This is a genomic window from Sphingobacterium sp. UBA7249, assembly GCF_002472835.1.
Taxonomy (GTDB): domain Bacteria; phylum Bacteroidota; class Bacteroidia; order Sphingobacteriales; family Sphingobacteriaceae; genus Sphingobacterium; species Sphingobacterium prati.
Map to the genome: position 1 here is coordinate 1 of NZ_DKST01000020.1, position 11,621 is coordinate 11,621.

Annotated in this window: 8 protein-coding genes and 1 tRNA gene; 5 read left to right on the plus strand and 4 right to left on the minus strand. The window is 40.5% G+C overall.

Translation table 11 applies throughout. From position 1 onward, the window contains the following. Positions 1 to 25: 25 nt before the first annotated feature. Both B4A24_RS15090 and B4A24_RS15095 read right to left on the minus strand, forming a co-directional pair. Positions 26 to 98 (minus strand) — tRNA-Gly (locus tag B4A24_RS15090). Positions 99 to 209: 111 nt separating this feature from the next. Continuing rightward, positions 210 to 698 carry a regulatory protein RecX gene (locus B4A24_RS15095; RefSeq protein ID WP_293945959.1) on the minus strand — a complete coding sequence of 163 codons (489 nt, stop codon included), beginning with the start codon at positions 696 to 698 and terminating at the stop codon, positions 210 to 212. A 75-nt stretch (positions 699 to 773) separates the two neighbouring features. Here B4A24_RS15095 and B4A24_RS15100 point away from each other — a divergent pair, with 75 nt between their 5' ends. Further along, positions 774 to 3,215 (plus strand): bifunctional UDP-N-acetylmuramoyl-tripeptide:D-alanyl-D-alanine ligase/alanine racemase, encoded by a 2,442-nt coding sequence (locus tag B4A24_RS15100; RefSeq protein WP_293945960.1) that lies wholly within the window; start codon positions 774 to 776, stop codon positions 3,213 to 3,215. A 49-nt stretch (positions 3,216 to 3,264) separates the two neighbouring features. Continuing rightward, complete coding sequence (locus B4A24_RS15105) at positions 3,265 to 3,864, plus strand: DUF502 domain-containing protein (protein ID WP_172395815.1); 600 nt, start codon at positions 3,265 to 3,267, stop codon at positions 3,862 to 3,864. A gap of 85 nt (positions 3,865 to 3,949) precedes the next feature. Here the strand turns inward: B4A24_RS15105 and B4A24_RS15110 are convergent, their stop codons facing one another. After that, positions 3,950 to 4,849 (minus strand): pirin family protein, encoded by a 900-nt coding sequence (locus B4A24_RS15110; RefSeq protein ID WP_293945961.1) that lies wholly within the window; start codon positions 4,847 to 4,849, stop codon positions 3,950 to 3,952. A gap of 44 nt (positions 4,850 to 4,893) precedes the next feature. Between B4A24_RS15110 and B4A24_RS15115 the strand changes: the two genes are divergently transcribed. Beyond that, positions 4,894 to 5,493: a hypothetical protein gene (locus tag B4A24_RS15115; protein ID WP_293945962.1), complete on the plus strand. Its 600-nt coding sequence runs from the start codon at positions 4,894 to 4,896 to the stop codon at positions 5,491 to 5,493. Here the strand turns inward: B4A24_RS15115 and B4A24_RS15120 are convergent. Continuing rightward, positions 5,490 to 6,272, minus strand: coding sequence for a Cof-type HAD-IIB family hydrolase (locus tag B4A24_RS15120; RefSeq protein WP_293945963.1), 783 nt, complete (start codon positions 6,270 to 6,272; stop codon positions 5,490 to 5,492). The two genes, B4A24_RS15115 and B4A24_RS15120, sit on opposite strands and share 4 nt — an antisense overlap. 430 nt (positions 6,273 to 6,702) lie before the next feature. Here B4A24_RS15120 and dnaE point away from each other — a divergent pair, with 430 nt between their 5' ends. Beyond that, positions 6,703 to 11,121: a DNA polymerase III subunit alpha gene (gene dnaE, locus B4A24_RS15125; RefSeq protein WP_293945964.1), complete on the plus strand. Its 4,419-nt coding sequence runs from the start codon at positions 6,703 to 6,705 to the stop codon at positions 11,119 to 11,121. A 123-nt stretch (positions 11,122 to 11,244) separates the two neighbouring features. After that, positions 11,245 to 11,565, plus strand: a complete 321-nt coding sequence (trxA, locus tag B4A24_RS15130) for a thioredoxin (protein WP_104385830.1) — start codon at positions 11,245 to 11,247, stop codon at positions 11,563 to 11,565. Positions 11,566 to 11,621: the final 56 nt, after the last annotated feature.

The following is an 11,621-nucleotide window of genomic DNA, read 5'->3' on the forward strand; positions in this document are numbered from 1 at the left end:
ACCAGTTCCACCACCTAGGCAGGTGAGCGAAAAACGAGATTCGAACTCGCGACCCCAACCTTGGCAAGGTTGTGCTCTACCAACTGAGCTATTTTCGCATGGAATTTTATTTCAACTTTAAAAAGAACCTCGTGTTCCTTTTTGGTGATGCAAATATAGAGCGAAAAATTAATATTGCAAAATATTTGTTTACTTTATTTTGTGCTTTTTTATAACTCCTTTGAATTCAGTATGGAAAAAATTAAATCGCTTTCAAATCCCCTGGACAAAGCAAATTGATACACTTTGTTCTTCATGATAAAAGCATCTTTGCCTTTAACATCGCGGATTTTCTTGTCAATAATATTCTCCAATATGGTCTCGTATTCATCCAGGTCTATCTGTTTAAATGCAATTTTTATCAGTTGCTCAGAGACTCGTTTTCCTTTTAAAGCCTGTTTAATTTTAATTTTTCCCCATCCTTTCATTCGAAGTTTACCATTGCAATAAGCTATCGCAAAACGTTCTTCGTTTAGAAAGTTTTCAGCTATTAAATTTGCAATAATGTTTTCGACATCCATCTCATGTAATCCCCAGCCATAAAGTTTGTCCCGTACTTCTTGTTGGGATCTTTCTTGATAGGCACAGTAGCTCTCTGCCTTCAATTGAGCCTGACGTGGTGTCAATATCTTCTTGTTTCTATTATCTTCTTCAAACATATTGTCAAAATTTCAAAAATAATATGAAATAACTAAAAAAATGTTCAGTTTTGATCCAATCAAAATATCAGGAGAATGTACAAAATATCGGAAATCGTCCAAATTTTACATCCTAATCGCACGTTTATCGCAGATCCCAATTCTTTAGTTCAGCATTTATTTTATGATAGTCGCAAGATTGTTCAGGCTGATAATGGTGTATTTTTCGCACTGCAGAAAAGCAGGGATGGGCATCACTATATCAAAGAAGCCTATGATAAAGGGGTGAGAAGCTTTGTCTTACAAATTGACGAAGCACAGGAACAGTTATTTCCGGATGCAAATCTGATATGGGTTTCCGACAGCCTTGAAGCTATGCAGGTATTGGCAGCCTTTCATAGACAAAAATTTAACTTTCCTGTTATTGGGATTACCGGAAGCAATGGGAAGACAATAGTCAAAGAATGGTTATATCAACTGATGTCTCCAGAATATAAAATCTACCGGAGTCCCAAAAGTTACAATTCACAATTAGGAGTAGCGCTTTCCCTATGGGGATTATCCGATCAGTATAATCTGGCGATTATCGAAGCAGGAATTTCTGAGAAGGGTGAAATGGTAAAGCTGGAAAAGATGATAAAACCAACAATTGGCCTGCTGACAAACATCGGAGTAGCCCATAAAGCTGGTTTTGATTCGAAAGAAGAAAAGATTTACGAAAAGATAAATCTTTTCAAGGACGTTGAGACCATGGTCTTTCCTAATCGCTATGTAGAGCATGTTCAATTACCTTACCGTCCTCGAAAGTTTTCGTGGGGATATGATGAGGGGCTTTCATTGGAGGTCTATTCGCTTAAACAGGTCGATGATAAATTTACGGTAGTCACTCTTTTCTATGGTGGGCGTACATTTGCCGTTGAAGTACCCTTTGTCGACAAAGGGAACGTGGAAAATGCGATCAACTGTGTTGCTATTATGTTGCGTTTCGGCTACGAAAGGGAGGTAATCGCATCGAGAATTAAGGAGCTACAACCCGTTGCCATGCGACTTGAGTTGAAAAAAGGGAAGAAAAACAGTTCCATTATTGATGATTCCTATAGTAACGATTTGGATGCCCTACAAATTGCGCTTGAGTTTTTAAATCAACAGGGGCAGCATCCAAGAAAAGTCCTGATTCTTTCCGACTTACCTGGTGTAAGTATAACGGATGAGAAAAGTTTGTCGAAATTGAAACGTTTACTTTCGGAATACCGTTTAGATCAGTTGGTTTTGATCGGGGAAGTGCTCACGCAAGTAGCTGATCAATTCGATGTTCCATCGGTGTCCTACGCCAGTACTAGTGCATTTTTGGAAGATATTAGGTCTATTCAATTTGCGGACTCCACGATTCTACTGAAGGGGGGGCGGGAGTTTCATTTCGAAAGAATCAGCCGCTTGATGGTGGCAAAATCACATGATACCGTGCTCGAGATAAACTTGAACGCCATGGAAAATAATTTGAATGTCTACCGTCAGCTGTTGCCAAAACATGTGAAATTGATGTCGATGGTCAAAGCATTTTCCTATGGGAGTGGCGGTTTTGAGATTGCTAATCTTTTGCAGTTCAATAGGGTAGATTATCTTACCGTTGCATTTGCCGACGAAGGTGTGGATCTGAGGGGTGCTGGAATAACAGTGCCTATTGTTGTGATGAGTCCCGATGAAAATACCTTTGAATCTATTGTACAGCACAACCTTGAACCTGAAATTTATAGCTTTAGAATTCTGTCTTCATTCTTGAATTACCTGAAAGGGAAGGGGATTTCATCCTTTCCGGTTCATATCAAAGTGGATACGGGAATGCATCGTCTTGGTTTTATGCCAGATGAAGTAGATAAACTGATAAAGGAATTAAACGCTGACGCGATACTGCAGGTAAAGTCGGCATTTTCCCATTTGGCTTCCGCGGGAAATAAAGAAGACAATGTGTTCACTCAGCAACAGATCGATCTCTTGGATCAATTTACAAAACGCCTAGAAGAAGGGCTTGGTTATTCATTTTTACGGCATATTGCTGCGACTTCTGGTATCGAACTCTGGCCGCAAGCTTATTTTGACATGGTTCGGCTCGGAATCGGACTTTACGGAATTGATGTTGAACGACATGATCTTCCGCTTCGGGAAGTAAGTAGTTTGAAGACCAATGTCACTCAAATAAAATACTTGGCTGCGGGAGAGACTGTGGGGTATAACCGGCATGGAGTTTTGCTTCGGGATAGCAAAATAGCAACGATAAAAATTGGTTATGCAGATGGCTACGACAGGCGTTTTGGGAACGGTGTAGGTAAAATGATGGTCAATGGTTGCCTTGTACCAACGATAGGTGATATTTGTATGGATATGTGTATGCTTGATGTAACAGAGATCGAAGTGGCCGAAGAAGATGATGTGATTGTTTATCCGGATGTTAAGCTCGCTGCGCAATCGATCGGAACGATTCCTTACGAGCTTTTGACGAGCATTTCACAACGGGTAAAAAGAGTATATTTTTATGAATAATAAAAGGATATTCTGCATTTTTGTATAAATATATTTTATTTACAAACTCATGCTTCGCAAATTATTCAGGGGATTCATTAATTATTTAATTCGAGGTATTCTGGTTGTGGTACCTTTGGCTGGTGCAGTCTTTTTGATCGTATGGATTTTCGCATCGATAGACTCCGCACTGAATTTGACGGAACATTTTTTACAGGATGAAAAAGGACACCCATTGTATATTCCGGGAATTGGAATTTTAACGGTGATTCTTATCCTTGTTCTGGCAGGGCTGATATTTACGAATTTTGTGACAGATCCGATCAAAGTCTGGATCAATCATCAGATAAAAAGAATACCACTTTTAAATACTTTATATACCTCAATAAAAGATTTTACAGAAGCTTTTGTGGGGGATGCTAAAAAATTTAATGAGCCAGTACTCGTAACTGTAAATGAGTTTGGTCTCAAGAAGATCGGTTTCCTGACGCAGCATGATTTAAAGAGTATTGGCCTTGAAAATGAGGTAATGGTTTATTTTCCATATTCCTATTCTTTTGCAGGGCAGGTAGTTATTATTAGTGCTGATAAGGTTAAAAAACTGGATATGTCACCTACCGATGCGATGAAACTTGTTGTTTCTGGTGGAGTCAGTGGCATAGGACATTAGCAGGGGTTAATGAAGAAGAAAAAAAGGGCTGGAAATTTAAATTTATTCCAGCCCTTTTTTGTTCTTATAAACTTTTTTAATTTTATTAAGGCTTCTTTTGACCTAGCGTTGGATTTACAGGGGGGATTGGGATATAGCCATCATCTCCTGGAACTTTGGGGAATTCATGCTTTTCCCATTTTGCTCTGGCGATTTTTAAGGTTTCAATGTCTGAAGCGACAAAATTCCAGTCGATGTACCGTTGTTCGGGAAAAGGTTCGCCGCCAAAGATGTATAGGCTCGTGCCAGCGCTCATTTCGAATTCGCATAATTTCGCATCTTTTGCTATCAAAATTTGTTTTGGACCAAACTCCTGGCCTTCTGCATGCACTGAACCATGAAGAATATATAATCCACTTTCGCCATATAGGTGTTCGCCCAATTTAATGCTGGAATCCTGTTCTGCTTTAATTTCGATCAGGTATAGGGGGCTGTACACCGGGACTTCCGAGCGATGATTGTTAATCTCGCCAGCAATCAGACGATAGCTGACACTGCCTTCGGTCCAATGCGGAAGCTGCGGCTCCTCAATATGAACAAAGTTGGGTTCCATCTGCTCCAGATGCTTTGGTAATGCCACCCAAATTTGTAAACCATGGAGATCATGTTGCGTAGACCGTAGGTAATCCGGCGTGCGCTCGGAATGAGTTACTCCCTTTCCGGCTGTCATCCAGTTGACTGCTCCAGGTTTTATTTCGACCGCATTTCCCAAACTGTCGCGGTGCATAATACTTCCTTCGAAGAGGTAAGTCAACGTGGATAATCCGATATGAGGATGTGGGGCAATATCCATGAAGTGAGGCTCAGAGATCGTGTCAGGCCCCATATGGTCAATAAATATAAACGGGCCAACCATACGTTTTTGTCTGAAAGGAAGTAGTCTCCCCACCAAGAAATTGCCTATATCGGCGGCTCTTTCTTCAATCACTATTGCAATATTTGACATAATGTTTCCTTATTTTTGTTGTCTATTCTAAAGCAATTTAAGAAATGTCAAGTATAATCGACCGCATTCTACGTAAAAAGTCTGTAAGAAACGAGGAGGCAATGGCGCTGTCCAATAGATTGTCGTTTGGGAACAGTCAATTCGATCGTTTTCTAATGGCAAGGATCTTTGCGGAAGGAGCTGTATTGATGCCTGAATATATCCTATTTCAAAAAAAGCTATTGCTTTTGGAGCTAGGGAAAAACCAGTCCATGGAAGCTGAACTAGACCTATTGAGTCATTATTTTGCAGTGGTCAAAATATCGATGCCCGCAGGTTTTTTATTGAAATGGGAAAATCGTTTTCAGTCGGAAAATGAGGTCATGCTGCCGCCGCTTATCTTATTCCCAATGGTCCAACATGCGGTAGCCAATGGATATAATGGTATGTCTTCCCATCCGATCCGAATCCGTCTCTCCGGATCATCGAAAGTCCTGCTATTTGAGGTCAGCCATCGTGTGAATCATTACCTGGATGGTCAATTTAAGCATGCATTAATTGAAGATTTTCGAAACAGGCTAGAATTTCTTTTTCCACAGCGACATAGCTTGCTATTGAATAGTAATAGCAATACCTGTCGCGCTACGCTCACAATTCATTTCTAGATGACCTCAAAATACTTTAAGGCATTCCAGATACCGTTGCTGTCAACATCATCGGTAATATAATCGGCGATTTCCTTTACTTCAGGATTTGCATTTCCCATAGCAATACCGATTTGTGTATGGGCAAGCATCGTAATATCATTTCCCCCGTCGCCAAAAGACATGGTTTCGGAAAGCGCTATGCCGAAATGTTCTAGAAAGACATCGATCCCCACTTTTTTACTTTGCCCCATCGGGTTAACATCGGCAAAAATGGGCGTCCAGCGAGATGCAATCGAGTTGGGCATAACATTTTCCATAAACTCAGCCTCTTGTTCCGGATTAATAAATACATTGATCTGCATAACGGATTCCAGATCAAAGTTGTCTTCATAGTTGCGTATCGGCGGGGGATTTACGTTAACTTGCTGATACATCTTCAGCACTTCGGGCGTCACCTGATTTAAGGAGATCTCTTTGTCTGACATAAATGAAAACGTGAGTTCGGGATGATGCTTTGCGTAATCAAGTAATGAGCGGATGTCTTCTTGGATAATATTATTTTTATAAATAACCTGTTCATCTTTGGTGACGCAGTATCCACCATTGAACGTGATAAAACCGTCGAAATCAAGGTAACGGATATGTCCCAATTGGTTAAAAGACCGGCCGGTAGAAACGAAAACTTTTATATCTTTTTCTTTTAATAATTGAAATGCCTGCTGTGTGGAGTTGGGAACTTGATGTGTTTTGAAACTTAACAGTGTCCCATCGATATCAAAAAAAATCGCTTTAATCATAGAAATTGGAGTCAAATTCAAATATAATAAATAACTGGGATAGTGTAGTAGGTACAATATTAAATAGCTGTTACGATTGCGTGGGATTGAATGCTTTTTTGCCAGCTAGGCTTGTTTTTGAAGTACTCTGCTTTTTCCTAAACCTGTGAAGATACTTAAACAGCAGTCATTCCGAATGGCTGTCAAATGATCCAAAATACCTGCGGGAGCCACCGTTAAGATCTGTAGACGATTTGGGCGAATTAATTTTTTGGAATTGTGGATTTGGCGATGCCGGACATCTGCCGTCGTCGATAAAAGCCGGATTTTATGCTGTTATTTTTCGCAAAAATCTGACAGAATGTTCCCTAAGAATTTCGTAAATTTCAAGTTCAAATAAATGTAAATATGATTACATTTAATATATTGTATTAAAGAGGTTTAGAGATTTATGTATATTATTTTCGATACAGAGACAACGGGTTTGCCGAAGCGTTGGGACGCGCCAATTACGGACACGGATAATTGGCCGCGTTGTATCCAGCTGGCATGGCAGATCCACGATGAGATGGGAAATTTGGTCGAACATCAGGATTTTTTGATTAAACCCGATGGATTTGATATACCCTATGACTCTGAAAAAATACACGGTATATCTACCGCATTGGCTGAAGAGCAGGGGGTACCACTACAGGTTGCTCTTGAAAAATTCAATACAGCGTTAAATAAAGCGAAATTTGTTGTCGGGCAGAACATCGGTTTTGACCTCAATATCATGGGCTGTGAGTTTTATCGTTATGGTGTAGATTCTAAGATGGCAAATATGCCGGTTTTGGATACCTGTACTGAAGTCACGGCCGAACTGTTGAAAATTCCCGGTGGACGTGGTGGCCGATATAAACTGCCTAATCTGACTGAATTACACTCCTATTTATTTGGGGTTCCATTTGCTGAGGCGCATAATGCAACTGCCGACGTTGAAGCAACAACGCGTTGTTTCCTGGAGTTAGTCAGAAGAGAAGTGTTCACTGCCGAGGAGCTTCAGGTAGATACAGGTTATTTTGTTGATTTCAAGACAAATAATCCTGGTCCTATTCCTACCGCCGGACTTAAACACATTAATCTAAAGGCAGCTTCTAACGAGATCAGAAAACGGGCGACACCTGATGACGTCAGTGTTGTTGTGGATGCCGATATGTTATCCGCTCTTAAAGAAGCGAAATTTGCGCACTTACATAACCATTCGCAGTTTTCTATTCTACAGTCGACCATGTCATATGATCGGTTGGTTTCGGCCGCGGTAAAGGACAATATGCCTGCCGTTGCACTTACCGATCATGGTAATATGATGGGGGCATTTGAATTTGTTTCCCGGGTGATCGGGCATAATAAAGAGGTGGAAGCACAAAACGCCGAAGCTTTGGAGAACGGGGAGGAGCCCACGGGCCAAATCCTAAAACCTATTGTCGGTTGCGAGTTCTTTGTGTGTGAAGACCATAAAGATAAAACCAGAAAGGATAACGGCTATCAGGTTGTATTGTTGGCAAAGAATAAACGTGGGTATCATAACTTGGCCAAGTTAGCTTCTTTTGCCTATACGGCGGGATTCTATTATGTGCCCCGTATAGATAAAAACCTTATTCTACAGTATAAGGAAGATGTGATCGTGCTTTCGGGAAACCTGCAAGGAGAGGTGCCCAGCAAGGTGCTAAATATTGGTGAGAACCAGGCAGAGGAAGCGTTACAATGGTGGAAAGAGCATTTTGGAGATGATTTCTATCTGGAGTTGATGCGGCATGGACAGGAAGATGAGGATCGTGTAAACCAAACCTTATTGAAGTTTGCCCGTAAATATGCTATTAAAGTTGTAGCGACAAATAACACCTATTACGAAAAGAAAGGAGATGCGCATGCCCACGATATTCTGTTGTGTGTGAAAGATGGTGAGAAGCTTTCTACACCAAAAGGCAGAGGGCGGGGCTTCCGATTTGGTTTGCCAAATCAGGAGTATTATTTTAAATCTTCCGAGGAAATGAAGACCCTGTTCAAAGATTTACCAGAAGCGATTCTTAATATACAGGAGATTGTGGATAAGGTAGAGATCTTTAAACTGAACCGGGATGTCCTCTTGCCGAAATTTGATATTCCTGAAGAATTTCAAGTTGCAGAGGATAATGAGGATGGCGGAAAAAGAGGGGAAAATAAATATCTTGCTCATCTATGTTACGTTGGTGCTGAGAAACGTTATGAGGAAATAACGGATGATATTCGTGAACGTCTGGATTTTGAATTGGCAACGATCGAAAAAACAGGATATCCCGGATATTTTCTGATTGTACAGGATTTTATTGCCGCTGCCCGTGATATGGGCGTTTCAGTGGGACCAGGGCGGGGCTCTGCTGCTGGTTCGGCTGTCGCGTATTGCCTCGGCATTACAAATATTGACCCCATAAAATATGATTTGCTATTTGAGCGTTTTCTAAATCCCGATCGTGTTTCCATGCCCGATATTGATATTGACTTTGATGATGAAGGGCGTGGTCGGGTCATGCAATATGTCATCAATAAATATGGTGCTAGTCAGGTGGCACAAATAATTACGTATGGCACGATGGCGGCGAAGTCCTCCATTAAAGATACCGCGCGGGTACTGGACCTACCTTTGGGAGACGCGAATGAAATTGCTAAATTAATCCCTAATCTGAAGCTTTCCAAAATCTTTACACTGGATGATGCTGGTTTGAAGGAGAAACTGCGCACAGAAGAGATCGAGGCTGTGAACCGGTTAAAGTCAATAGCTGATGGGGCTGGACTTGAAGCTGAAACGATTCGTCAAGCACGCGTGCTGGAAGGCTCTGTAAGAAATACAGGTATTCATGCCTGTGGTGTAATCATCACTCCGGATGATATTACGAACTTCGTTCCTGTCTCGCTGGCAAAAGATTCCGATCTGTATGTGACTCAGTTTGATAACCATGTTGTTGAGAGTGCTGGTCTATTGAAAATGGACTTTCTGGGTCTGAAAACCCTGACACTTATCAAAGATACTGTTGAGAATGTTAAGTTAAGTCATGGAATCGTTTTAGATCCGGATAAGTTTCCAATAGACGATGTATTGACTTACGAACTCTTCCAGCGCGGTGAAACAATCGGTGTTTTCCAATATGAATCTCCCGGGATGCAAAAATATATGCGCGATCTAAAGCCAACTGTATTTGCCGATTTGATTGCGATGAATGCTTTATACCGACCCGGACCAATTGAATATATTCCGAGTTTTATTAGGCGTAAACATGGGACAGATCCTATTGTCTACGATTTAGATGCTTGTGAGGAATACTTGAAAGAAACCTACGGGATCACGGTGTATCAGGAGCAGGTAATGCTTTTATCTCAAAAGTTAGCTGGATTTTCGAAAGGTGATGCCGACGTTTTGCGTAAAGCGATGGGTAAGAAGCAAAAGGCTGTACTGGACAAAATGAAGCCTAAATTTGTTTTACAGGCAGAGGAACGAGGGCATAGCGCCAAAGTTTTAGAAAAAATTTGGACCGACTGGGAAGCTTTTGCCAGTTATGCGTTCAATAAGTCGCACTCGACCTGTTATGCGTGGGTAGCTTATCAGACGGCTTATTTAAAGGCACATTTTCCGGCAGAGTATATGGCTGCGGTGCTTTCCAATAACATGAATGATATCAAACAGGTTACATTCTTCATGGAAGAATGTAAACGTATGGGCTTGGAGGTATTGGGCCCTGATGTAAATGAATCTTATTATAAATTTACAGTAAATGAACGTGGGGCTATTCGGTTTGGTATAGGCGCTGTCAAAGGGGTTGGTGCCGGTGCTGTCGATGCTATTGTACAAACGAGGCAATCTGGATTGTACAAGTCTGTTTTTGATATGGCCAAGCGTATAGATTTACGTGCTGTCAATAAAAAAGCTTTTGAGAGTTTAGCCTATGCTGGTGGTTTTGATAGCTTCGAAAGCACACATCGTGCGCAGTATTTTCATTCCGAGGATAATTCAACGGGTATGGAAAAAGCAATCCGGTTTGGACAGCGTTATAAAGAAAATGAAAATTCGGCACAGGCAAGTTTATTTGGTGCAGGTGAAGCTGCTGAGTTACCTGAACCTGTTTTGGCAGCTTGCCCGCAATGGGGATTGATCGAAAAACTAAAATACGAAAAAGATGTCATCGGTATTTATTTAACGAGTCATCCATTGGATACCTATCGTTTTGAGATCGAACATTTCTGCCATAATCCGGTATCAGATCTCTCGTTGATTAATAAAGCGAAAGCTCCGGAAGTTGACGAGGAGACGTTGCTGGAATTTAACCGTATTAAAAATAAAGAATTGGTTATTGGGGGAATTATAGCCTCGGCAAACCACCGTCTGACTAAGAATGGTAAACCATTTGCGTCTTTTATTATCGAAGATTACAGCGACTCTTACGATATGGCTGTGTTTGGGGAAGAATATGTCAAGTTAAAAGGATACTTGCAGGAAGGTTATTTTGTCCAGTTGCGCGGAATCGTTCAAGAACGTTTTAGGCAAGTTGGAAACTGGGGATTTGAGTTGAGGAGCGTGCAGTTGCTGTCTGAGCTTCGTGAAAAGATGGCGAAAAGTTTTACAATTAATGTTCCGTTGCCGAAGCTGAACGAAGAATTCTTAGATGGGATTAAAGATATATTGGCGCAGAATGAGATTGAAGGCGTCGTGCCAAATTGTCAATTGAAATTTAAAATCTGGGATCCTCAGGATGAAATCTCTGTCGAAATGCCAGCTAAGAGTCTAAAAATAAATCTCACAAATGAGTTTTTGGATTGCATAGATAAGTTTGAGGGTATAAATTACCGATTGAACTAGTTTGGATTGGATTTTGTGTAATTAAGATTACAATTACATTGACAGTTGTTACTATCTTTGTTTATTGATTTTAGCAATTAAGTAGTATCATAAATATAACTTCGGTTTATAAAATTAAAGATTATGGCATTAGAAATTACAGATAGCAACTTTGAAGAAGTTGTTTTGAAAGCGGACAAACCCGTATTAATTGATTTTTGGGCAGAATGGTGTGGTCCTTGTCGTATGGTGGGACCTGTTGTTGAAGAATTAGCCAAAGATTACGAAGGTAAGGCTGTGATAGGAAAAGTAAACGTAGATGAAAATCCAGAAATTTCAGTTCGTTATGGTATCCGTAATATCCCTGCTTTATTGTTCTTCAAAAATGGGGAGATCGTAGATAAACAAATTGGAGCAGTTCCAAAATCAGTTTTAAATGAAAAATTAGAGAAACAATTGGCGTAATTATTTGTTTTTCAAAAAAAAGACCTGAAATAAAATTATTTCAGGTCTTTTTTTTG

Coding starts and splice junctions, on each gene's coding strand:
- B4A24_RS15110 (WP_293945961.1), bottom strand. CDS start 4,849: ATGTCAAATATTGCAATAGTGATTGAAGAAAGAGCCGCCGATATAGGC.
- dnaE (WP_293945964.1), top strand. CDS start 6,703: ATGTATATTATTTTCGATACAGAGACAACGGGTTTGCCGAAGCGTTGG.
- B4A24_RS15115 (WP_293945962.1), top strand. CDS start 4,894: ATGTCAAGTATAATCGACCGCATTCTACGTAAAAAGTCTGTAAGAAAC.
- B4A24_RS15095 (WP_293945959.1), bottom strand. CDS start 698: ATGTTTGAAGAAGATAATAGAAACAAGAAGATATTGACACCACGTCAG.
- trxA (WP_104385830.1), top strand. CDS start 11,245: ATGGCATTAGAAATTACAGATAGCAACTTTGAAGAAGTTGTTTTGAAA.
- B4A24_RS15120 (WP_293945963.1), bottom strand. CDS start 6,272: ATGATTAAAGCGATTTTTTTTGATATCGATGGGACACTGTTAAGTTTC.
- B4A24_RS15105 (WP_172395815.1), top strand. CDS start 3,265: ATGCTTCGCAAATTATTCAGGGGATTCATTAATTATTTAATTCGAGGT.
- B4A24_RS15100 (WP_293945960.1), top strand. CDS start 774: ATGTACAAAATATCGGAAATCGTCCAAATTTTACATCCTAATCGCACG.